The following is a 21,832-nucleotide window of genomic DNA, read 5'->3' as shown; positions in this document are numbered from 1 at the left end:
GTCATATGGATATCCCTTGAACAACTTGCTGGTCATGCCTCTGTCTTCGGCACGAGACGCACGGCGAGGATTCGCAGCAGCACTTATCTGTACTGCAATTCTGTTTGCAATGGACATCCACCTGTACCACGCTGGCCAAAGCTGGACGCCACTGCACTACGAATCTCTTGCGCCGCTGCTGGCGTTGGGCTATCCGCGGCTGCGGTTGCAGTTAATCTCCACTCTAGGAGCCACGCTGATGGTTGGCACAGCAACCGTGTTGTACTTCACTTTCGGATTGACTTCGCAACTTGCCGCAGAATCCTGGCTGTTCGTCGGTGGTGCCGTACTGGCATTGATAGCGTGGCTAATGCCGCTTGCAACAAGCGCGCGGCACACTCGATGGCTGCCAGTCGGCTTTCTTGCTGCTAGCGCAGCATTGCTGATCTCCGACAAGGCGCTCAGCAACGACATGCTTGCCTCCGCGTACCTACCTCACTTCTTGAAGCTCAATGCAGGTGCCAAGGTCACGCCTAGTACCAATCCAGTCTATGCCTCACTTAAGCATCGACTATCACCCGGTCATGGTGGAGTCTTAGTCGTTTTCGAAGCTCTCGGATCACCTAATGACAAGGTGCTAGTCAAGGAGATAGAGCAGGATTACCAAGACTTTGATGTCATCACACCAGAATTTGAAGGCGGCTCCACCGTGCCGGCGGAGATTCGATACCTTTGCGGCCTGAACGGCAACATCTCTGACTACTCGACCTGCCTGCCTCATGTGCTGCCGTCGCGCGCGATGCACGGCAACTCACTCTCCTATTTCAACCGCCACCTTCTATATAGGAATATGGGCTTTGGCCACTTAGCCGGCAAGCATGAATTAGCTGAGTTGGACACCTGCCGGTTCTCGTATTCAGCCGTTTGCGACCAAGCGATGTGGGACAGATTGCTCAAAGACGTGCGCAGCACAAAATGCCGGGAATTCCATTACGTGCTGAGTATTGATTCTCACTTCCCCTACACCAAGTACACCAAACACGCCGCAGGTTTGTTGGGCGACCTGCGGCAGCTGTTGGACGTCATGAGACAGATCAAGCAGGAATTTCCAGACTGCGAAATCGTAATCGCAGGCGATCATCCGCCCCCGCTCGCGCCCGGCTTCAACAATCATCAGGTGCTGGTAGTCACTGCTCGTCGTTGACTGCAGTCGGCCGCAGGAGGGAACCCCGGCATGTCAGATCCGCCAATGTATAGATGCCGGCGTAACGACTCTTCTGCGCGAGCTCCAAATCCGCACAGGTGTGTACAGGGTGTACAAATAGCCGGACTTCACGGAAGGGCTCAATCGACAATGCACTACTACGCTTCAGAGGAAATGTGAAAGCTCGAAACCCTGCCCTCTGCGAGCCTTCCAGGACTTGATCGAGAGAGGATCTTGCTACATACGCCGTAACAATGGGGCCAGCGAAATCTGTCGCATTCGGCATTTCAACAAAAGCCTCGACGTCGCTTGGACGATACAGCTGAAAAATGACGCGACGTCGTTGCGTCGGCATGTCCAACAACACCGCTGCGACTGCGGCAGCCGCCTGATCAAAGTCCGTCTTGATGTCCAACACTAGGTACTCACCACTATCCTGGGTCGCTCTGAGCAATCGACCAAACGTGCAGGTCCTGTCGAGTAGCGGCCCGGGATCTCCTGGACCGTGAAAGCATCGCAAACTACCGTCTTGGGCCAACCACAGATCGACTTCAAGCACACTCATCCCATGCTTCCGACCCTCAAGGACGGCCGGGAGTTCATTGCCTAACGCCGTGCCTGAGTACCCTAGCGCATGACCGATCCTCAGCATTGACTCACCTGAGTCCATCCAGCTGTAGTCCATACCCATCGGCAAATTCGGCAACCGGGACCAATCTTCTTTAGCGACATGTTCACCATAAATCTGCCGTATCCGCTCATGCAACCAAGTCTTGTCCGCGTACACCAGGAATTTTGCAGCTAGCCAGAGCCCGACAATGCAAGCGATGATCAGCCTTGACATACGCAATAAATTTCGACTAAACATCATCGGTGTGAATGCTCTGGAACTTGAACTGATTTCTGATTTTTTTGGCGCGAACCCCAGGAAAGTGTACTTTGCTCAAGCCCGCTCACTGAACGCCTCCCCCAACAACTCCCGCAACGCAACACGAGCCACCTTGTCATCAGCCCGGCCAAGCGAACCCGCGCCGTTGAGGAGCCAGCCCATGACCTCAGCATTTTCCCGGCTATCGTCCAACCGGGCCAGCGCCAGACCAGCGCAACTCGTGGGCAGCGTGGTGTCACTGTTGGCCAGCAATTCCTCAAACAATTTCTCGCCCGGCCGCAGGCCGCTGAATTCGATCCGGATCTCGTCTTGCCCGCGCCCAGACAGTCGAATCATGTCCCGCGCCAGATCCACAATACGCACCGGCTCGCCCATGTCCAACACCAGCACCTGCCCGCTTTCGCCGATGGCGGCTGCTTGAACAACCAACCTCGCCGCCTCCGGAATCGTCATGAAGTAACGCGAGATGTCCGGATGCGTGACGGTGACCGCCTTGCGCCGCCGCGATGCGCGCCGTTTCAGCCTGGTAAAGATCAAGCCGCATTTGGGATCCTGCGGGGCAGAAGGGCGGCGACTGTAAACCGAACGCAGCCGTCCATTCGGCACCATCTTCTTGCCCCATAGCTGTGCTACCGGGCGGCAAACCAGTAGCCCTAAATCCCGCAGTTACCCCGGCGCCTCCAGGTGCTTGAGGGTCGGATTCGTGGCAATTCCCGACACGATTCGCTGACAGATGTAGCGCATCAGCGTTGCCCACCGATCCACCTTCGGCATCTGCTCCGCATTGGCCTTCACATACTGCAAGGCCTCATGAATGTTGGCGATCCGCGTCTTGACGGAGTCGAACTTGGCATGCAACGGCGTCAAATACAGCTGCGCTTTTCCGCCATGATTGGCGGCTGTTGGCGCCGTTTAACAACTATTCAGTCGCAGCAGAATCCACTCCCACCGACACCCTCACCACACCCAACTTCAAGCCCAGCATCCCAAAGATGCGATTCATCGTCTGGACGTTGCCTTCGCTGCGCTCGTTCTCAATGTCTTGCATGGTTCGGTAGGCGACGCCCGAGAGTTTGGCCATTTCCGCCGTGGTCAGCCGCATGGTCTTCTTGAGATGCCTGGTGGCCTGCGCGAGCGACCATTCCGGGTGCGCCAGCACATCTTCGACGGCCTGTTTGCGCAGCGCCAACTGTTCGGCCAGGCCCAGGGTATTGAAGCGTTTGTCCATGGGTTTCAGCTGAGCGTGGCCAGCTCTTTCGCCCGGGCCAGGATGCCGGGGCGAAGGTGATTGAGAAGCTCGGCGTCCAGGCCCATGGCTTCACCATCGGTGGCAATATGCGCCAAGGCGGGCGCCATCGCCCTCAAGCCATGAACCAGCGGCTCACGCTCCAATAGGGCTGGGGAGTTTTTCTTGCGGCCCGCCTTGCCGACTTGCGCGCCGAGGTCACAGACCCGACCGAGCACGCGACCCCAGTCCGACCGGCCTCCGTCATTGCCTTCCCAACGGATGCGCCGGGCGATGCCGTCGGGGTGCAGGACCATGGGCGCAAAATCGTACAGCGGCGTGAGCGCGATGCGACCCTTGAAGTCGCGCTGCACTGCCGTGTTGCGGGCGTGGTTGTCTTTGTTGCCCAGAGCCAGGTTGGCGATGTCTCGCTTGATGTATTCGAGTACTTCGGCCTGCGGGTCGGAACAATGCCGAATCAAGGCGAGGCAGACTTGATCGTGGCTGGGTACGGCGTCAAAGCCCGGCATGCCCGTCAACGTGGCAATGCTCTCCTGCGCCAGACGCGTCACGCCACCGCCTTGCACCACGCGGTCAAAGCGCGGGATAAAGAGCGCGCGCTGAAGCAGCCGCAGCGGCGCATGCACCCGCAGGCCCAGCTGGGTCGCAATAGCCATATAGGGCGCTTCATGCCGAAGAATGCTCGCCAGCTGTGGGTCGCTGCCACGTCCGAACTTGACGATGTAATGCGCGACCGCTCGCTCGTCGGGGAGGCTGTGGTCCAGGTAGAGCAGCCCATCCTCGGCGCGCGTCAGCAGCACCTTGGGCCACTCGCCTTGCACGCCGGATGAACCCGCGACGAAAAGTCCATGTGAAGCAAGGTACTCGGAGAATGCGTCGCCACGCTGGGCCACCTCCTCATCGGTGAAACCGCGCAAGGCACCCGCGCCTTCTATCTCTCCCGCGCCGGCATTGGCGAGCAGCCATTGCGCCGCCTCCTTGACGCGCAAATTACCGATTGGATTGCCGGCTCCGGCCAAAAGCAGCGGCCAATCGGCGACAACGCCGGCCGTCGGAGATTGGCCGATGCGCCGCAGCAGTTCCTGGCGGCCGAAGCCTTGCGGCAGCATGTCGATCAGGAATACAGGCCAGTGCGGCAGCTGCAAGGACTCCAGCCCAACCGACCACTGGGCGCACAAGGCGTGAGCGTCTGTACTGCCAGGGTGTTGGCACGCCCAGTCGACCGCATAACCTGAGTAGGTCTTGGCCTTCCAGCCTTCATTCTCCGACCCCTGCAAACTGACGCTGGCCACATCGTGCCAAACACCGCTCTTGTGCAGCTGAATCGTGCAGGTATCTTTCATTTGCACGAAATTATATCCATATAACCAAAGGATAAAGGCTTATACAAGCTGTTTTTTCGTGCAAATAAAATATGACACTTGATCACCATCAGTTCTAGGATGCCGAAGAAGTACGGGCAAAAGCTGCCCAATTCCCCCTCAGTTCCCCTCAGTTCCCCTCAGCGCCCCCCGGCACAGAAGGCCACGCCCAACAACTCACGCAGCGCCTTGCGCGCCGCCTCATCATCAGCCCGACCAAGCGAACCCGCGCCGTTGAGGAGCCAGCCCATGACCTCAGCACTTTCCCGGCTATCGTCCAAGCGGGCCAGCGCCAGACCAGCGCAACTCGTGGGCAGCGTGGTGTCACTGTCGGCCAGCAATTCCTCAAACAATTTCTCGCCCGGCCGCAGTCCGCTGAATTCGATCCGGATCTCGTCTTGCCCGCGCCCAGACAGTCGAATCATGTCCCGCGCCAGATCCACAATACGCACCGGCTCGCCCATGTCCAACACCAGCACCTGCCCGCTTTCGCCAATGGCGGCTGCTTGAACAACCAAACGCGCAGCCTCGGGGATGGTCATGAAGTAACGCGTGATGTCCGGATGCGTCACCGTCACCGGCCCGCCTTTGGCGATTTGTTCCTTGAACTTGGGGATCACGCTGCCGCTGGAACCCAGCACATTGCCGAAGCGCACTGCCATGAACTTGGTTAACTGGCCATTCTTCTCTGATTCAGCGGCCATATGGCTGATCACCAGCTCGGCCGCTCGCTTGGTGGCGCCCATGACGTTGGTGGGATTGACCGCCTTGTCGGTGCTGATGAGCACAAAGCGTTCGGCACCATGCTCGGCAGCAGCTTGGCAAGCGTTGTAGGTGCCGAGGGTGTTGTTGCGCAGGCAGGCCCAGGCGTTCTCCTCCTCCATCAAGGGCACATGCTTGTAAGCCGCAGCGTGGAAGACGATCTGCGGTTTGTATTTGCCAAAGACATAGCGCAGATGCTCCAGGTCTTTGACATCGCCGACCAGGCGCACCAAGGGAATGTGAGGGAACTTCTCGCCCAGTTCTTGCTCGATGGTGTAGAGCGCGAACTCGCTAAGTTCATAGAGCACGACCTTGGACGGGCCATAACGGGCCACTTGCCGGCACAGCTCACTGCCAATGCTGCCGCCCGCACCGGTGATCAGCACCACTTTGTCATTCAAGCACTCGCTGATGCCAGCCTCGTCTAGTTGCACCGGTTCGCGGCCCAGCAAGTCTTCAGGCTGGATGTCGCGCAGTTGATCGACATGGCGTCCGGCCAGCAATTCTTGGCCGCTGGGAACGGTCAACACCGGCAGGCCGACTTGGCCGGCCAAGTCGAGGGCGCGGCGACGTTGGGCGACGGTCGCCACAGGCATGGCCACGATCAGGTGAGTGATGCCGTGGAGAGTTGCAAAGTGTTTGGCGTCCTCCAGAGCGCCCAGCACCGGCACACCGCCTACGCGAGCACCGCGCTTGCTCGGTGCGTCTTCCAGATAGCCCACCACCACCCAGCCCTGGCTGTGCTGGATGCCAGCGACCAGCAGGCGGCCCGCATCCCCTGCGCCCATCACCAAGGCGCGACGCTGTTCCTGCGCGCTGCCGCTGATGCGGCTGCGCATGTGCTCGTAGAGCATGCGATAGCCCATGCGCAGCATGGCCAGACCCATCAGGGTGAACAGAGGATGCAGGGCTAAGACTGCGCGCGGCACTTTGCTGAGATGCGCCATCAGCACCACGGTGGCGCCGATCAAACCGGCGATCAAGCAAACCAGGGCCAGACGCTGAACCTCACCAAAGCCCGAGAAGCGCCACATGCCTTTGGGCACCTTGAGCCCCTTCAGCACCAAGGCATACAAAAGCACAAAGCCCAGCAAGACCCAGTGGTCGTAAGCAGGTCGGGCACTGAACCAGCGCTCAAAACCCAGGCGGAACAAGTAGGTGGCTTGCCAGGCCAAAGCCACCACGGCCAGATCCAGCCCGAGGGCCAGCGCCTCGCGCTGCGGCCGGATGCGGGTCAAGAAAGCGTCGAGAGACAACCAGTTCATTGCGTACTGCTATTTTTTATTGTTCGAGACAGAGTATGAGTCCTTGTGACCCAAGGCCCCCAGCGTGACCAAGATCAAGCGCAAATCAGTCCAAACACTGGCCTGTCGCACATAGTCGCCGGCAATCTGCAACTTGGCCGGCATGATGACGTCGACATACTCACGCTCAGGATCCGCAGCGCTGGCCAGAATCTCACTCTCGTTGCGGAACTGCAAAGAGGCCGGATCGGTGATGCCTGGCCGCACCGACAAGACCAATTCGCGCTGCTCTGACGTGTAAAGCGCCACATAGCGCGGCACCTCGGGCCGGGGGCCGACCAAGCTCATGGCACCACGAAACACGTCCCACAACTGCGGCAATTCATCGATCTTGCTAGCCCGCAGCCAGCGGCCACTACGCGTGATGCGAGGGTCTTGACCAATCGTGATTTGCGGCCCCAGGGCGGGAGCATCGACGCGCATGCTGCGGAACTTATGGATGTGAAAAGGCTTGCCGAATCGACCCACCCGTTCCTGCCGGAACATGACCGGGCCGGGTGAGTCGAGCTTGATCCAGATCGCCACCACAAGCAGCAGCGGCGACAGAAGCAAGAGGCCCAGGCCGGCACAGAATAGATCGAAAAGCCGTTTGGCCATGAAGGAGAACTCGTTGCAATGGCGAAATCAAGCCCGCGCGATGCGGCGCACAGCGGCTATCACACGCTCCACATCGGCGTCCGTCATGGCCGTGTAGAGCGGGATGCTGAAGCTGCGCTCATAAGCCTTCTGCGAATGCGGAAACTGCTCGGGTGTCAGGCCATAGCGATCGCGCCAATAGGGCTGCAGATGCAAAGGGATGTAATGCACGCTGCAGCCGATGCCGGCGGCGAACATCGCTTCGATGAAGGCGTCGCGGTCGATGTCAGCGGCATCGCTCAAGCGCAGCACGTAGAGATGCCAGGAATGCACATCCCCCTCGATCGCTTCCGGCGGCAAGATCAGCGGCAGATCCGCAAAAGCCTCGTTGTAAGCTTGGGCGATCTTCTCGCGCCGCAGCTGAAAAGCCGGCAAGCGCTTGAGTTGGTGAATACCCAGCGCGGCGCCGATATCGGTCAAGTTGTATTTGTAGCCCGGGGCCACGATCTCGTAATACCAACTCGGCACCTTGGCGGTGAAACGATCAAAAGCATCGCGATTCATGCCGTGCAAGCGCATCACCTTGGCGCGCTTGGCCAACTCAGCATTGCGCGTCACCAGCATGCCGCCCTCGCCAGTGGTCATGGTCTTGTTGGCGTAGAAGCTGAACACGGTAGCGTCGCTGCCCATGGTGCCGATCAGCTCTTTTTCCAGGGTTGTCGGCAAGGCGTGGGCCGCGTCTTCCACCACCCGCAGGCCGTGCTTGCGGGCGATGTCCAGGATGGCAATCATGTCCACCGCCAGGCCCGCGTAGTGCACCGGGATGATGCAGCGGGTGCGCGGAGTAATGGCGGCCTCGACCAGCTTGGGGTCGATATTCAGGGTCTTGGGGTCGATGTCCACCAAGACCACATCCGCGCCCAGGTAACGCACCACCTCGGCGGTGGCGGTGAAGGTGTGCGTGGTGGTGATGACCTCGTCGCCGGGGCCGATGCCCAATGCTTCCAAAGCCAAGTGCAGGCCGGCCGTGGCGGAATTCACCGCGATGCACTCAATCTCGGGTTCGCCCAAAAACTGAGCGAACTCTTGCTCAAAGCGCTTGGCCTTGGGGCCGGTCGTCACCCAGCCCGAGCGCAGCGTGTCCACCACCTCATTGATCTCATCCTCGCCAATCTCAGGCAAGGCAAAGGGCAGAAACGGGGCTTGAGACGAGAACTCAGAACTCATGAAGATGACTTTTCGATCACGGCCAGCACATGAGTGCGCAGCCAAGGAATGCTATTGAACACGGTGTAGGCACTGGGATGCAGGCGACACACGAGCCGGGCCAGCGGCGGGGCCAGCGTCACCCGTTGCCAGCGGATGCGGGCATCCGGAAACAAGGCCTTCACCCGCTGAATCGGCACGCCGCGCACATCGGCATTGCGTGGATTGTCGACGATGAAGTCATACCAAAGCACGGCGCCACCCGGTTTAAGCCAGTTCCACATCGCCTGGGCCAGGGCGACTTGCACCGAGTCGCTCAAGATGGAAGAAAAAACCGTCGATTGCAAAACCAAGTCTTGGCTGGCCGGCGCGATCTCGGCTTGCGAGGCGTCGCCCAAGCTCAGGCGTACGGCCTCGGGCAAGACCGCGCGGGCCGCTGCATGACGCTCGGGCAACAACTCCACACCTTGCAAATGCTCGGGCTTAAAGCCAAAACGCAGCATCTCTTGCAGATTGCCGCCGGCGCCGCAGCCAACCTCGGCCAAGCGCCAGTCCGCCGGCGAGCCCGGCTTTTGCGCCAAGACGCGCAGCAAGGCCCGCTGCCGCTCCTGCCACATCTGCCAGACTTCGGGCCTCAGCAGGCTGTACCGGTCGACAGGCACAGCGTCGGCGCGGCGTTGGTAGCGCTCGGCAATGGCCTCAAGCTCTTCTTGGCGCTGGCTCATGCGTAGTCAACTCAAGGCATCGATAAAGCGCTGGGCCAGCACCGGATAGGTGTGGTTCGCCAGCACAAAAGCTCGACCTTTTCGCCCCATATCGGCGCGCTCGTCTGGGCTGCGCTGCGCCAGTTGCAAAACGCCTTGGGCCACTGCGGCCGGGTCCTCGGGCGCCACGGTCAGGCCCGCCCCCGCCTCGGCCACCGGGTCATTGCCCGCTTCCACCGAATGCAGCACCGGCACTTGCGCCATCATGTAATCCATCAGCTTGTTCGGTGCGATGCCAAAGCGATAAATCGGCGTGCGCTGCCAACCGATATAGGCCAGATCGAAACACGTCAACAAGCTCGGGATCTGCGCTTTCGGGATGAGGTCAAACAGGCTGACATTGCTCAGCCCCTCGGCCTGCACCCGCGCCGCCAAGCGGGCTTTCTCATGCCCGCCGCCGACCATGACGATGGCAATTCTGCGTCCAGCCTCCGTCTGACTCAGCAGTTTGGCCGCATCCAGCAAGACGTCCAAGGCATTGGGAAGACCATGCGAGCCGGCATAGCCCAAGACCAAACGACCGCTGGCTTTGAGCAAGGCCAAATGCGCCGCCAAGTCCGCCTGCAATGGCTCGGGCTCGCCTTGCCACTCATCGATGGTGATGCCATTCGGCACGATGCTCAGCTTGTTCAGGTCCAGACCATGGGCCGCCATGTGCTCGTGAACCTTGGGCAGCATGGAAACGACCCGATCGGCGTCTCGGTAGGCGTCGTTCTCGGCTTTTTGGCAGAGCAGCGCGAAGGGATGCAAGGGCGACATGCCGCTAAGTTCAATCGGCGACAAGGGCCACAGATCGTGCACCTCGTAGACAAGTTTGGCCTTGGCTTGGCGGGCGATCTTGCGAGCCACCCAGATGTCCATGGGATAGGTGCTGGACGCGATCACCGCATCGGGCGCAAAGCCCTCGGCCAGATGTTTGGCATCGCCAGCAATCTGGCGGCAAAAACTCCAGATATTGCGCAGGCGCTGCCAGCCGTTGCCGGCGTACTCAGGCGTGTCGTACCAGCAGTAATGCACGCCATTGATGATTTGCACGCCCACCTGCGGCTGGGTGCTGCGCACATGCGACTGCGAAGCGCCGAGGATCAAGACCTGATGACCCTGGCGCACCCACTCGCGCGCCAGGTAGTAAGGGCGGTACTCCATGCCATGCTCGGGTGAGCCGGCGTAATGGTTGATCAGCAGCAGCTTCACGTCGTCGAATCCAGTTCTTTCACACGCTTCAAAAATTTCTCCACCGCCGGGGCGAAGAGCCCGTGCTCGGCCACCCAGGCGCGGTTGGCGGCGGCCATGGCGGGCAAACGATCGCTCAGCGCCCGCAATTGCGCAGGCAAGCCAGGCAAAGCCGCCTCATCAACAATGAGGCCGCGCTGCGTCGGCTCACCCAAAAGCTCATGGTTGGCCGGCAGGTCCGAGAGCAAGGGCACGCAGCCATGGGCCATGGCCTCCAGCACCGACACCGACACCGAATCGCTCTGCGGCAGGCTGAAGTACCAGGTCGACTTGGCGTAATGGCTCGCTTGCGTGGTGGCGTCGAGCCGACCCACAAATTGCACACGCTCGGCCAGCCCCAGATCCCTCACCTGCTGCTGCAAGGGCTCGCGCAGCGAGCCGTCATTGGCCACCACCAGCCGGGCCTCGGGCACCTGAGCCGCCACCGCCGCAAAAGCCGCAATCACCCGCTCAGGCCGATAAATCGGCTCCAAACCGCGATTGGCAAAGAACAACCATGGCTGCTTGCGCGAAGCTGCTGCATTGCTGCTCTTGGGCATGGCCTCCAGGCCGAAGGGGAAGGTCATCACCTCGCCCGCACCTAGCGTCTTCATCACGCCGCTCATGTGCTGAGAGTCCGAGGTGCTCAAGGCGCAGGCCTGCAGCACCTTGCGGGTCAACCAGCGGTAAGCCCAGCCCTGCTGTGGCGTCACCAAGATATCGCTGCCCCAGGCCGAACCGATGATGCCCGCCCGCAGCCGCCAGCCGCGACGCGCCGCCCAGGCCAGGGTGCCATGCGAGGTCAAGTAGTGGGCATGCAGCCAGTCGGCGTCCACCTCGGCCAACCAGGCGCCCAGGCCCGGCAGCTGTTTGAACACGCCAAGGTTGCCGCCGGCATGCTCGGGCCGGGTGTTCATGGCATGGCGCCGGCCCGCCGGAATCAGCCAGTCAAACTCGGGCAAGAATCCGCGCGAGGAGGCGGCCCATAACTCGATATCGGGACGCTGCGCCAAGGCGCGCGCCCACTTCAGCAGATGCGGGCTTTCGCCGTCGCCGATCAGCACCCATCGCAAGGGCTTGGAGGGATTCAAGGCAAGGCTCCTGAGTGCTCCGCCCGGGGCAACTCGCCCGCCCAGGCTTGGTAGTGCGGCGCCAATTCGGGGTATTGAGCCAAGAGCTTGGCATCCGCGGCGCGCACATCCCCCACCTGCACCGCCGGTTGCCCGGCCATGATGGCAAAGTCCGGCACTTTGCCGCGCACCTGGGCGTAGGCGCAGATCAACACGCCTTTGCCAATCACGCTGCCGGCCTCGATCAGGCTGTGCGGGCCCACAAAGGTATAGGCGCCGATGCGAATCGGTGCCTTGATATAGCCCGGACATTCGCCTTGCCGCTGCGCCGCATAGCTGGCACCCAGCAAGCGAATTGAACGGTGCGAGCTGTGGGTGACGATGCTGACGTGATTGGTGATCTGCACGCCTTCATCAATCTGCAGGCCCGCCGTCGCTTCTATGAAATTGAACTGCCCGATGAACACATGGTCCGCCAAGCGCAAGCCCGCTTCGCCCTCGATACAGGTGCTGGGCGCAATGCGGGTGTGGGGCAAGTAACGCCCGTCCCAGCTTCGCTCACCGAAGAGGATGCGATGGCTGATCAGGCGCTGCAATCGGCGCCGACAGCGGTTGATGAGGGGATTCAGCCAAGCACGCACGCAGTCTTGCTTTCAGTTCCGAGATTCGTTTGGCGCCAAGCTCTGAGGCGCTGGAAACGAGTGCCAGTTTGCCAAGGCCCAGAAGAAGTAGGCAAAGTACGCAAGCATAGCGGCGGAGACCCCCCAGGCCGCGCCGATCAACCCGCCCAGAGCCAGACCGGCGGCCAAGCCCAAGACGAACATCAGCTGCCCCACCAGCGCCAAGCGCAAACCCCAGGCTTGCGCGCCCCAAGCCATCATCGCCACCGACAAAGGCGAAGCCACAAAATGCAGGGCGATATAGGGTGCCAGGGCGCGCGCCAATTCGCCGGCATCCTGCCACCGCTCACCAAACACCGCCGCGAACAGGGCCGGACCCCAAAGCATCAAGCCCGCCATCATCGGCAGCGCCAGCAGCATCAACAAGGCCATGCACTGGCGCACCAAGCGCAGCGACTCCGCCGCGTTTCCTTGGCATTGGACCAAGCGCGGGTACAAAACCTGCGACAAGGCCCCGCCCACCAGGCTGGCCGGCGCCTTCAAGTAACGCAGGGCCAATGCCCAATAGCCGGCGGAAGCATCACCCGACCAAGCGGCGATCAACACCATCGCTAGACTGTCTTGCAAGGCACCGGCAAATGCGTGCGGCGTATTGAGCAAGGGGAAGTCACGGTGCTTGCTCGCCATCGCCTTGAGCTCCGGCCTGGGCGCGCGCCACAAGGCCACCCAGCCGCCCAGCGGCGCCGGACGGGCCAACAACACCACAGCCAACAGGCCCGCAAGCACCGGCCCCAGCAAAAGCCCCGCGACCCCCACGCCGGCCAAACCCAAGAGCAACTGCAGCACCGCGCCACCGCCATACTGCAGCACCCGCGCCACTGCCAAGGCCTGAAAACGCTGCGCCCGGGTCGACCAGAGGGTCAGGGCTTGCGTCAAAGCGGCGGCCAAGACCGCCAGCGGCAAGCCCCAGGCCAGGGCCAGGTCTTGCCAGCGCCACAGCACCAAACTAAGCAAGACCGCCACACCCAGCACGCAGACCAGGACACGAGCACACAGGGCCAACAAAACGGCGGCCTTGGAGTCTTGCGTTTCCATCGGCAGCGCAAACTCATAACGGGCGCAGCCAACCACGGCCAAAATGCTGGCCAGCGCCCACATAAAGCCGAACTGACCAAACTCGGTCGGCGTGTAGATGCGCGTCAGCCAGGGGCCCAGCAACAAGGGCAGCAGTTGCGCCAAAGCACTCCCCGCCAAGAGGGTGAGCGTGGCACGCAGCAGGCCGCTACTTTTCATTCAGGAATGAACGCCCCGGCCCGCTCAAGCGAGGGCCAAGCGCAAGGCAGCCAAGACCTGGTCTTGCTGCGCCTCACTCAAATCAGGGCTCATGGGCAAGCTGATCACACGCTGCGCCGCGGCCTCTGCCCTTGGAAAACTACGCCCTTGGCCAAACTGTGCATAGGCCGGCTGCAGGTGCATGGGCTTGGGGTAATGGATGGCGGTCGGGATGCCAGCGGCCGTCAGTGCCGCTTGCAGCGCCGGCCGGTCGTCCACTTGCAAGGTGAACTGCGCCCAAACGCAATTGCGATCGTCGCGCACGGCCAAGGGCTGCACCGGCAGATCAGCCAAACCTGCTTGATAACGATCGCCAAGGCGAAGGCGCTGCTCAATCTCCCAATCAAATCGAGGCAATTTGGCCAAGACGACGGCGCACTGCAGCGTGTCCATACGGCCGCCCACGCCCAGTCGGGTGTGGGTGTAGCGCTGGCACTGGCCATGCACACGGATCTCGCGCGCCGCCTGAGCCAACGCGTCGTCATTGGTGAACAAGGCCCCACCGTCGCCATAGCAGCCCAAGGGCTTGCTGGGGAAGAAGCTGGTCGCGCCGAATGTACTCAAGCCGCAGCTCTTCTTGCCTTTGTAACTGGCGCCAAAACTCTGGGCCGCATCCTCGATCACCGGGATGCCGCCGTGACGCGCTGCAATCGCGTTGATCTCGTCGATGTCGCAAACCTGACCGTACAGGCTGACCGGCATGATGGCGCGGGTGCGCGGCGTGATGGCGGTTTCGATCAAGCGGGCGTCGATATTGCAGGTGTCGGGCTCGATGTCCACAAACACCGGCACGCCCCCCAACAAGACGATCACCTCGGCCGTGGCGGCAAAGGTGAAGGGCGTGGTGATGACCTCGTCGCCGGGCTTCAGGTCAAGCGCCATCAGCGCGATCAAGAGCGCTTCGGTACCGCTGGAGACGGTGATGCAATGCTTGACGCCCACATAGGCGGCCAGCGCCGTTTCCAACTCCTTGACCTCGGGGCCCATGATGTACTGACCATGGTCCAAGACGCGCTGGATGCGCGCATCGATCTCGGTCTTGAGCGCGGCGTACTGGGCCTTCAAATCGATGAAGGGCAAGTTCTGGGGGCTGTTGACGCTCACGCGAGCTTTCCTTCCGAGATCAATGCCAGACGATCGCCGCTGAGACGATAGACGTCGCCGGTGTGCGGGCAGGTGGCCTGGGCCTCGCCCTTCAAGGGCAAAGCCAAACGCTCGCCAAAACGGCTCATCCAGCCAATTTGACGCGCCGGGACACCCACCACCAAGGCAAAGTCCGGCAGGTCTTTTTGCACCACCGCTCCGGCGCCGACAAAGGCATAACGCCCAATCGTGTGACCACACACGATCGTGCAATTGGCGCCCAGCGTGGCGCCCTGCTTCACCAGCGTGCGCCGATATTCGTTCTTGCGCGCCACGGCGGCGCGAGGGTTGTAGACATTGGTGAACACCATGCTGGGGCCGCAAAACACATCGTCCTCCAGCGTCACCGCGTCGTACACCGAGACATTGTTCTGCACCCGCACGTTGTGGCCGATGTGGACGTCATTGCCCACATAAACGCCTTGGCCGAAGGCGCAGCGCTCACCGATGCGAGCGCCTGGGCTGATATGAGCGAAATGCCAGACCTTGGTGCCATCGCCCAGCTGCGCACCTTCGTCAACGATGGCGGATTCGTGTTTCCAGTAGCTCATGCTCAAAACACCAGCGGCAGGCCGACACGCTGGCCATCGCGAGCGCTGCGATAGGCTGCGATCAAGATCTCCAGAGAACGCAGACCTTCGTAGCCATCGACCTCGGCATTGGCTTCGCCGCGCAAGGTCTTGATGACGTTGTCGTAGTAGAGCGGGTGACCGAAGCCATAAATGCTGCCACCGCCCTGCCCCAACTCATAACTGGCGGCTTGTACGGCCACATCCTCGGGGCGTGTGTCGGCAAACTGCCAATGCTCGATCTTGTTGACCGCCGTGCCGCCGATCTTGACCGTGCCTCTTTCGCCGAGGATGGTGATGGAGCCTTCCAGATTCTGCGGATAGGTCAACATGGTCACATTGATGGAGCCCAGGCCGCCGTGGCGCAGGCGCACGCTCATCACGCCGGTGTCTTCGGCTTCGATATCGCGGTCCAGCGTGGCGGTGTAGGCATGCACGCTGTCCACCGGCCCGACCAGCCAATCGAGCAAGTCGACGTAATGGCTGGCTTGGTTCATGAACGCGCCGCCGTCCAGATCCCAACGGCCACGCCAAGGGGCAGCGTCGTAGTAGCTCTGCGGGCGGGTCCAGAACACATTGACGGTGCTGAGGAAGATGCGGCCAAAACGACCTTGATCAATCGCCTGTTTGACCTGCTGCACCGTGGCATTCAAGCGGTTTTGCTTGACCACAAAAAGCTTGACCCCGGCATCCCGGCAGGCGCGCACCATGGCCATGCCTTCTTCGAATTTGGTGGCCATGGGCTTTTCACTCAGCACATGCAGGCCCGCCTGCGCCACCTGAATCGCCTGCTGCGGATGCAAGCCGCTGGGCGTGGCTAAAACCACCACATCAGGGGCGCTGTGGCCGGCCAACAAAGCGTCCAAAGAGGCATAGCCGGTTGCGCCCGTCAAAGCCACTGCGGCCGCCAGATGCTCGGGCTTGGTGTCGCAAACCGCCACCAGCTCAGCACGCCCGGCATGGGCCTGGATGGCTTCGATATGGTTCTTGGCAATGCGACCGCAACCGACCAAGGCAAAGCGGACGGGGCGATCCAACAGGGGATTGTTCGAGCTCATGGGGGCAAAAAAAGAGATCCCGGCCGGGATTCAGAGCGCAGATTCTAAGAGCCGCACCCGATGGGGTGCGCCACTGCGCCTAAAATCACAGCAAATTCAATGAGTTGATGATGACCCAGCACACCCCCGCCGCCCCGCACCACAGTCCCGTCGCCGTCGACGAGAACCAGCTGATCACCGAACGCCGCGAGAAACTGGCCGCCCTGCGCGCCAAGACCGCCGTTCCCTTCCCCAACGATTTCAAACCCCAGCACCGCGCCCTGCCGCTGACGCAGCGCTATGGCGATCTGGACAACGAGACGCTGGAGCCGCAGGCCGTGGCCGTCTCGGTGGCCGGCCGCCTGATGCTCAAGCGCGTGATGGGCAAGGCTTCGTTCGGCACGCTTCAGGACGCGACCGGCCGCATACAGCTCTTCGTCACCAAAGATGGTGTCGGCGAAGAAGCCTATGACGCCTTCAAGCATCTGGACCTGGGCGACATCGTCGGCGCCGAAGGCCAGTTGTTCAAGACCAAGACCGGCGAGTTGTCGGTGCGCGTCAGCAACTTGCGCCTCTTGACAAAGAGCCTGCGGCCGCTGCCGGACAAGTTCCACGGCATGGCCGACCAGGAACAAAAATACCGCCAGCGCTATGTGGATCTGATCACCGACGAACACGCCCGCGCCCGCTTCATCGCCCGCTCCAAGGCCGTGTCCTCGATCCGCAGCTTCATGGTGGAGCACAGCTTCCTGGAAGTGGAAACGCCGATGCTGCACCCGATCCCGGGTGGTGCCAACGCCAAGCCCTTCATCACTCACCACAATGCGCTGGACCAAGAGATGTACCTGCGCATCGCGCCCGAGCTCTATCTGAAGCGCCTGATCGTGGGCGGTTTCGAGCGCGTGTTCGAGATCAACCGCAACTTCCGCAACGAAGGCATCTCGGTTCGGCATAACCCCGAATTCACGATGATGGAGTTCTACGCGGCCTACTGGACGCACCATGATTTGATGGACTTCACCGAGGAAGTGCTGCGCCACGCCGCCCGCGCCGCCACCGGCAATGCTCGCGTCAGCTACGCCGGCAAGGAAGTTCATTTGGACGAGCCCTTCGCGCGCTTGTCGGTGCGCCAGTCGCTAGTGGCCCATGCCGGCCTGAGCGAGGCCGAGGCCGACGACGCCGAACTGCTGCGCGCCAAGCTGAAGGAACTGGGCGAAGAAGCACCCAAGCACTGGACCCTGCCCGAGCTGCAGTTCGGCATGTTCGAAGCCGTGGTGGAAGAGAAGCTCTGGCAGCCGACTTTCATCATCGACTATCCCGTCGAAGTGTCGCCGCTGGCCCGCGCCTCCGACAGCAACCCCAAGATCACCGAGCGTTTCGAGCTCTTCATCACCGGCCGCGAGTACGCGAATGGCTTCTCCGAGCTGAACGACGCGGAAGACCAAGCCGCCCGCTTCCAAGCCCAGGTGGCCAACAAGGACGCAGGCGACGAAGAAGCGATGTTCTATGACGCCGACTTCATCCGCGCGCTGGAATACGGCATGCCCCCGACCGGCGGCTGCGGCATCGGCATCGACCGTCTGATGATGTTGATCACCGATTCGCCCAGCATTCGCGACATCATCTTGTTCCCGGCGCTGCGCCGCGAGGCCTGATCGCCCAAGCGGCGAGCATCAAGAAAAAGGGAGGCCGCGGCCTCCCTTTTTTATTTCAAGGCCAGCTTTCAACGCTTGCCGTGTTTGAAGACGGGCGCGCGCTTGTTGAGAAAGGCATCCATGCCTTCGCGCTGGTCATCCGTGCCAAACACGGCATGGAAGACGCGGCGCTCCGAGGTCACGCCCTCCTTCAGACCGCTCTCGAAGCTGCGATTGACCAACTCCTTGATCAATTGCAGTGCCGGGGCACTGAAACCGTTGATCTGCTCAGCGGCGGCCAGTGTTTCTTCCATCAACTTGTCGGCCGGCACCACGCGGGACACCAAACCGCTGCGCTCCGCCTCGGCCGCATCCATCATGCGGGCGGTCAACAGCAGATCCATGGCCTTGGCCTTGCCCACGGCACGCGGCAGGCGCTGGGTGCCGCCGGCGCCGGGCGTGACGCCCAGCTTCACCTCGGGTTGACCGAACTTGGCGGTGTCGGCGGCGATGATGAAGTCGCACATCATGGCCAGCTCGCAACCACCGCCGAGAGCAAAGCCGGCCACCGCCGCAATCACCGGCTTCTTAACGCGCAGGATGTGCTCCCAGTTGCGCGTGATCATGTCGGTGCGCACGGCGCTTTGGAAGTCATGCTGGGCCAAGGTCGGGATGTCGGCGCCAGCGGCAAAAGCACGCTCGGAGCCGGTCAACACGATGCAGCCGATGCTGTCGTCAGCATCAAAGGCCAACAAGGCTTCGCCCAACTCATCGAACAGCGGGTCGCTCAAGGCGTTCAGGGCCTTGGGTCGGTTCAGGGTGATCAGGGCGGTCTTGCGTGGGCCCTCGCCGTGCACGGCGGTCAAGATGCATTCGTAGCTCATGGCTTCTCCTTGTCTGAAACTTGTGGCGCAACTATAGAGGGCTGCCGGGACCGAGATGTGTCGACCCGACTTTCCATCGGCCGCTCGACCTCTTGCAGCGGCGCCGATTCCAGCAGCAGATCCACATAAGTCTTGTCATCCTGTCGAATCCGCAAACGCACCGGCAGGTACTGCAGGCTCGGCGCCAGCCAGACCTCGGCACTGAGATCGCCCCCGCTGGCCAGGCTGGTCGGCTTCAGATGCCAGGTCGGCAAACTGCCCATCGGCGTTTGCAACAGCTCTTCCCCCATCACTTCATAGCGCCAGCGGTACTGCCGCCTGGGCAAGGCCAGGGGAAGCTCGATCACCAGACCGGGTCGCAGGCTTTGCCGACCGGTCAAGAACAGCCAAGTCAGCTGCACGAACTGGCTGGCCGCGTCTTGGGTGCCGGGAGCGGAATCTTCGACGCGGCCATTCGCCAGCGTCAGCGTTTGAGGTCCTAACCACAGTGTTGAGCGGCGCCGCTCGGACAGCAAAACCCGCGTCTCTTCGTCATAACGAATCGGCGCGATGCCGGCGGGCGTCAGCTGACCATCACTGCTCATGCGGCGCCAGATCAAGGGCGCGACCCGGGGCCCGACGGCCACGTCCAGATGCATCTGGTAGCGCGGGCCTTGTCGAATCCACTCGACCTGCGCTGAGCCATGAATGGCGCCCCGGTAATTGCCGGTCAGCACGTAGTTCAGGCGGGTGGATGGGGGCCACTCGGGTCCGGGCTCAAAGGCTGTGTCCGCATGAGCAAGGTCCACTGCCACAGCGCCCTGCGAGGCCGCTTGCGCCGGAGCCAAGGCTGGCATTCCCTCTGAGGTGGCGTCTGGCAAGGGCACGGCCTCCTGGGTCGGCGCTGAGGCTGGCGCATCCGCAAAGGGGGCTGCAGAGGCAGCAGAGGCCGGGACACCGGTATCCGGGCCGGGCTCAACGGACTCAGCAGACTCCGTCGGCTCAGCAGGTGTTTGAACCCGAGGCGATGGCGCCGACTTGAGCGGCGCCAAGGCACGCGGTGACTGGGCAGCGCTCGGCGCTCGAACGATTGGCTTCAGTTCGCGAACGAAATCCACACGCATGCGCGGCGGCATCGGCGACTCCAGATCCGCCCAGTCTTGCTGCAGGTGCTGCAAGTACTGAAGCAAGGCCGCATGCAGCAGCAAGACCGGCAGGAGCAGGAGAAGCCAGATACGAAGGCCTGGCCCCGAAGATCCTGACTTCAGCCGCTCAGCCATGCCTTGCGCAAACTGGCGACACGCGCGGGCGCTTTCTCGGCCAGGCTCAGCAGCAAAGGCTCAGCGCCGCTGACTCCGCTGACACGCGAGCCCGGCAGGTCCACGCGGCCTTCAAGCAGGCGCTGGTCTCGGCTCAACAAGAAGTTCAAGCTGGACTGCCCGCCCGCCAGGGTCAGCACGGCATCCTCGATGCGGCGCAAACGCCAGCCATTGCAGGCCAGCACCTCATCGCCGGCGCACAGGCCGCCCGCCTGCGCCGCCGAGTCAGCCAACACATGCTTGACCGTGATCACCCCGCCCACTTCATTGACCCGCAGGCCGAGGCGCTGGGCCAAGGAGGCTTTGTCGGTGCGCAGCTGCACGCCGGCTTTTTCCAACAGGTTGGGCAAGGGCAAATCGGCCGCCCCATGCACCCACTGCCGGAATTCCTGCGCCAAGCCCTCACCGCCCAACTCCGCGATGAGATTCAAGATATCCGCTTCACTGATGGCGCCACGTGCCCCGGTCTTCAGTCCCGCATGGCTGCGCTGCCACAGACCCCGCATCAGTTCATCAAGGCTTTGCTGCGGCTCACCCAAAAAGCGCAAGCTCAGATCCAGCGCAAGCGCGAGCAAAGCCCCTTTGCCGTAGTAGCTGATCGTGCTGTTGGGGCTGTTCTCATCCGGCCGGTAGTATTTGACCCAGGCATCGAAGCTCGCCTGCGCCAGGCTTTGTTCCTTGCGGCCGGGCGTGGCGAGTACGCCGTTGACCGTGGTCGTCAGCAGTTTCAGGTAGCGCGCTTCATCGATCAGCCCGGTACGTACCAGGAACAAGTCGTCGTAATAAGACGTGAAGCCCTCAAAGAACCACAGCAACTCGGTGTAGTTCTCTTGTCCGAAATCCAGGCTCGCAAAGTCGGCAGGCTTGAGCCGCTTGACGTTCCAGGTGTGGAAGTACTCATGGCTGATCAAGCCCAGCAGGCGCACATAACCCTCTGACGCCTCGGTCTGGCCGATGCGCGGCAGGTCACGGCGCGGCGCGATCAGGGCGGTGCTGGCCAGATGCTCCAGACCGCCATAGCCCTCGTCCACTGCGTTGAGCATGAAGGTGTATGAGGCAAACGGAGGCGCGCTGCGCCGCTTGCTGGCCGGCCCGTGCCAGAAAGCGATCTGGGCCTCGCAGATGCGCTGCGCGTCCAGCAGCAAACGTTCGCCATCGAAGACGGGTAAAGCGCCACTGACCACCACCTGGTGCTCAAGCCCGCCGGCCTCAAAGCGGCCCTGCCAGAAGGCTCCCAGCTCAAACGGGTGGTCCACCAACTCTTCGTAGCAACTGGCGTGAAACTGCGAGGACTCAGGCTCCCCCAGGCGCGGCATGGCGGTCGCAATGCGCCAGTCTTTGGGCAGCGTGCCAAACGCCAAGCGATGCGTTTGCGACTCACGGCCATGCACCCGCAAACACAAGCTGGTTCCGTTGAAGAAGCCTCGCTGCGCATCCAAGAAAGCGGCACGCACCGAGGTATCAAACGCATAGACCCGATAGGTCAGCACCAGGGCCGAGGCCCCTTGACAGTCAAACTGCCAAGTGGCTTTGTCGATCTGCTCAAAGGCCACTTCTCGGCTGCCTTGCCGGGCGCGCAATGCACTCAAATGCCGGGCGAATTCGCGCAGCAAATAACTGCCCGGTATCCAAGCCGGCAGGCTGACGCGCTGCTGCGGCGCCGGGGCCGGAATGGTCAGCGTGACGTGAAAGAGATGCCGGGCGGGCTCGTCCAGATCGATCCGGTAGCTGATATCGCTCAT

At 61.9% G+C, this 21,832-nt stretch carries 20 protein-coding genes and 1 pseudogene; 2 read left to right on the top strand and 19 right to left on the bottom strand.

What is annotated here, in order from left to right; translation table 11 throughout:
• Positions 1-16 precede the first annotated feature (16 nt).
• On the top strand, positions 17-1,183 hold the full coding sequence (locus tag ACOVRJ_RS09190) for a hypothetical protein (protein WP_422043550.1): 1,167 nt from the start codon (positions 17-19) through the stop codon (positions 1,181-1,183).
• Here the strand turns inward: ACOVRJ_RS09190 and ACOVRJ_RS09185 are convergent.
• The 16 genes and pseudogenes from ACOVRJ_RS09185 to ACOVRJ_RS09110 form a co-directional block, all read right to left on the bottom strand.
• Positions 1,167-2,051 (bottom strand): hypothetical protein, encoded by an 885-nt coding sequence (locus tag ACOVRJ_RS09185; protein ID WP_422043549.1) that lies wholly within the window; start codon positions 2,049-2,051, stop codon positions 1,167-1,169. The genes ACOVRJ_RS09190 and ACOVRJ_RS09185 overlap by 17 nt on opposite strands.
• 75 nt (positions 2,052-2,126) lie before the next feature.
• Positions 2,127-2,561, bottom strand: a pseudogene (locus tag ACOVRJ_RS09180) (polysaccharide biosynthesis protein); the annotation flags it as partial.
• Between the two features lie 177 nt (positions 2,562-2,738).
• On the bottom strand, positions 2,739-2,930 hold the full coding sequence (locus ACOVRJ_RS09175) for a hypothetical protein (protein WP_422043548.1): 192 nt from the start codon (positions 2,928-2,930) through the stop codon (positions 2,739-2,741).
• Positions 2,931-2,991: 61 nt separating this feature from the next.
• Positions 2,992-3,300, bottom strand: a complete 309-nt coding sequence (locus ACOVRJ_RS09170; RefSeq protein WP_422043547.1) for a helix-turn-helix domain-containing protein — start codon at positions 3,298-3,300, stop codon at positions 2,992-2,994.
• A gap of 5 nt (positions 3,301-3,305) precedes the next feature.
• On the bottom strand, positions 3,306-4,661 hold the full coding sequence (locus tag ACOVRJ_RS09165) for a type II toxin-antitoxin system HipA family toxin (protein ID WP_422043568.1): 1,356 nt from the start codon (positions 4,659-4,661) through the stop codon (positions 3,306-3,308).
• A 158-nt stretch (positions 4,662-4,819) separates the two neighbouring features.
• Complete coding sequence (locus tag ACOVRJ_RS09160) at positions 4,820-6,706, bottom strand: polysaccharide biosynthesis protein (protein ID WP_422043546.1); 1,887 nt, start codon at positions 6,704-6,706, stop codon at positions 4,820-4,822.
• A gap of 9 nt (positions 6,707-6,715) precedes the next feature.
• On the bottom strand, positions 6,716-7,342 hold the full coding sequence (locus ACOVRJ_RS09155) for a sugar transferase (protein WP_422043545.1): 627 nt from the start codon (positions 7,340-7,342) through the stop codon (positions 6,716-6,718).
• 27 nt (positions 7,343-7,369) lie between these two features.
• Positions 7,370-8,548, bottom strand: coding sequence for a DegT/DnrJ/EryC1/StrS family aminotransferase (locus ACOVRJ_RS09150; RefSeq protein ID WP_422043544.1), 1,179 nt, complete (start codon positions 8,546-8,548; stop codon positions 7,370-7,372).
• Entirely contained in the window at positions 8,545-9,252 is a 708-nt protein-coding gene (locus ACOVRJ_RS09145; protein ID WP_422043543.1) for a class I SAM-dependent methyltransferase, read from the bottom strand. Before ACOVRJ_RS09145 ends, ACOVRJ_RS09150 begins: the two co-directional genes overlap by 4 nt.
• A 6-nt stretch (positions 9,253-9,258) precedes the next feature.
• On the bottom strand, positions 9,259-10,485 hold the full coding sequence (locus tag ACOVRJ_RS09140) for a glycosyltransferase family 4 protein (protein WP_422043542.1): 1,227 nt from the start codon (positions 10,483-10,485) through the stop codon (positions 9,259-9,261).
• Entirely contained in the window at positions 10,482-11,594 is a 1,113-nt protein-coding gene (locus ACOVRJ_RS09135; RefSeq protein ID WP_422043541.1) for a glycosyltransferase, read from the bottom strand. Before ACOVRJ_RS09135 ends, ACOVRJ_RS09140 begins: the two co-directional genes overlap by 4 nt.
• Entirely contained in the window at positions 11,591-12,202 is a 612-nt protein-coding gene (locus ACOVRJ_RS09130) for an acyltransferase (RefSeq protein ID WP_422043567.1), read from the bottom strand. The genes ACOVRJ_RS09135 and ACOVRJ_RS09130 overlap by 4 nt, the downstream gene beginning before the upstream one ends.
• Before the next feature lie 24 nt (positions 12,203-12,226).
• Positions 12,227-13,486: a lipopolysaccharide biosynthesis protein gene (locus ACOVRJ_RS09125; protein WP_422043540.1), complete on the bottom strand. Its 1,260-nt coding sequence runs from the start codon at positions 13,484-13,486 to the stop codon at positions 12,227-12,229.
• Between the two features lie 24 nt (positions 13,487-13,510).
• A complete protein-coding gene (locus tag ACOVRJ_RS09120) occupies positions 13,511-14,605 on the bottom strand; it encodes a DegT/DnrJ/EryC1/StrS family aminotransferase (RefSeq protein WP_422043566.1) in 1,095 nt (364 codons plus the stop codon).
• A 20-nt stretch (positions 14,606-14,625) separates the two neighbouring features.
• On the bottom strand, positions 14,626-15,219 hold the full coding sequence (locus ACOVRJ_RS09115) for an acyltransferase (RefSeq protein WP_422043539.1): 594 nt from the start codon (positions 15,217-15,219) through the stop codon (positions 14,626-14,628).
• A gap of 2 nt (positions 15,220-15,221) precedes the next feature.
• Positions 15,222-16,295, bottom strand: a complete 1,074-nt coding sequence (locus ACOVRJ_RS09110; RefSeq protein ID WP_422043538.1) for a Gfo/Idh/MocA family protein — start codon at positions 16,293-16,295, stop codon at positions 15,222-15,224.
• Between the two features lie 107 nt (positions 16,296-16,402).
• Here ACOVRJ_RS09110 and lysS point away from each other — a divergent pair, with 107 nt between their 5' ends.
• Positions 16,403-17,929 (top strand): lysine--tRNA ligase, encoded by a 1,527-nt coding sequence (gene lysS, locus ACOVRJ_RS09105; RefSeq protein ID WP_422043537.1) that lies wholly within the window; start codon positions 16,403-16,405, stop codon positions 17,927-17,929.
• A 68-nt stretch (positions 17,930-17,997) separates the two neighbouring features.
• On the opposite strand, the gene ACOVRJ_RS09100 is transcribed toward lysS, so the two are convergent.
• From ACOVRJ_RS09100 to ACOVRJ_RS09090, 3 genes are read right to left on the bottom strand one after another with little or no spacing between them, the layout of a single operon-like run.
• Positions 17,998-18,792, bottom strand: coding sequence for an enoyl-CoA hydratase (locus tag ACOVRJ_RS09100; RefSeq protein ID WP_422043536.1), 795 nt, complete (start codon positions 18,790-18,792; stop codon positions 17,998-18,000).
• Positions 18,789-20,051, bottom strand: a complete 1,263-nt coding sequence (locus ACOVRJ_RS09095) for a DUF3108 domain-containing protein (protein WP_422043535.1) — start codon at positions 20,049-20,051, stop codon at positions 18,789-18,791. Before ACOVRJ_RS09095 ends, ACOVRJ_RS09100 begins: the two co-directional genes overlap by 4 nt.
• Positions 20,036-21,832, bottom strand: coding sequence for a M61 family metallopeptidase (locus ACOVRJ_RS09090; RefSeq protein WP_422043534.1), 1,797 nt, complete (start codon positions 21,830-21,832; stop codon positions 20,036-20,038). The genes ACOVRJ_RS09095 and ACOVRJ_RS09090 overlap by 16 nt, the downstream gene beginning before the upstream one ends.

Origin of the sequence: Roseateles sp., from assembly GCF_049240545.1 — a bacterium.
Lineage (GTDB): Bacteria > Pseudomonadota > Gammaproteobacteria > Burkholderiales > Burkholderiaceae_C > Paucibacter_A.
Note: the sequence above shows the minus strand (reverse complement) of the source record. Positions and strands in the feature narration are given on the sequence as shown.

Bases quoted from the DNA above. Each gene is read 5' to 3' on its own strand.
- ACOVRJ_RS09185 (WP_422043549.1), bottom strand. From the start codon at position 2,051: ATGTTTAGTCGAAATTTATTGCGTATGTCAAGGCTGATCATCGCTTGC.
- ACOVRJ_RS09170 (WP_422043547.1), bottom strand. From the start codon at position 3,300: ATGGACAAACGCTTCAATACCCTGGGCCTGGCCGAACAGTTGGCGCTG.
- ACOVRJ_RS09165 (WP_422043568.1), bottom strand. From the start codon at position 4,661: ATGAAAGATACCTGCACGATTCAGCTGCACAAGAGCGGTGTTTGGCAC.
- ACOVRJ_RS09160 (WP_422043546.1), bottom strand. From the start codon at position 6,706: ATGAACTGGTTGTCTCTCGACGCTTTCTTGACCCGCATCCGGCCGCAG.
- ACOVRJ_RS09155 (WP_422043545.1), bottom strand. From the start codon at position 7,342: ATGGCCAAACGGCTTTTCGATCTATTCTGTGCCGGCCTGGGCCTCTTG.
- ACOVRJ_RS09150 (WP_422043544.1), bottom strand. From the start codon at position 8,548: ATGAGTTCTGAGTTCTCGTCTCAAGCCCCGTTTCTGCCCTTTGCCTTG.
- ACOVRJ_RS09145 (WP_422043543.1), bottom strand. From the start codon at position 9,252: ATGAGCCAGCGCCAAGAAGAGCTTGAGGCCATTGCCGAGCGCTACCAA.
- ACOVRJ_RS09125 (WP_422043540.1), bottom strand. From the start codon at position 13,486: ATGAAAAGTAGCGGCCTGCTGCGTGCCACGCTCACCCTCTTGGCGGGG.
- ACOVRJ_RS09115 (WP_422043539.1), bottom strand. From the start codon at position 15,219: ATGAGCTACTGGAAACACGAATCCGCCATCGTTGACGAAGGTGCGCAG.
- ACOVRJ_RS09110 (WP_422043538.1), bottom strand. From the start codon at position 16,295: ATGAGCTCGAACAATCCCCTGTTGGATCGCCCCGTCCGCTTTGCCTTG.
- lysS (WP_422043537.1), top strand. From the start codon at position 16,403: ATGATGACCCAGCACACCCCCGCCGCCCCGCACCACAGTCCCGTCGCC.
- ACOVRJ_RS09100 (WP_422043536.1), bottom strand. From the start codon at position 18,792: ATGAGCTACGAATGCATCTTGACCGCCGTGCACGGCGAGGGCCCACGC.
- ACOVRJ_RS09095 (WP_422043535.1), bottom strand. From the start codon at position 20,051: ATGGCTGAGCGGCTGAAGTCAGGATCTTCGGGGCCAGGCCTTCGTATC.
- ACOVRJ_RS09090 (WP_422043534.1), bottom strand. From the start codon at position 21,832: ATGAGCGATATCAGCTACCGGATCGATCTGGACGAGCCCGCCCGGCAT.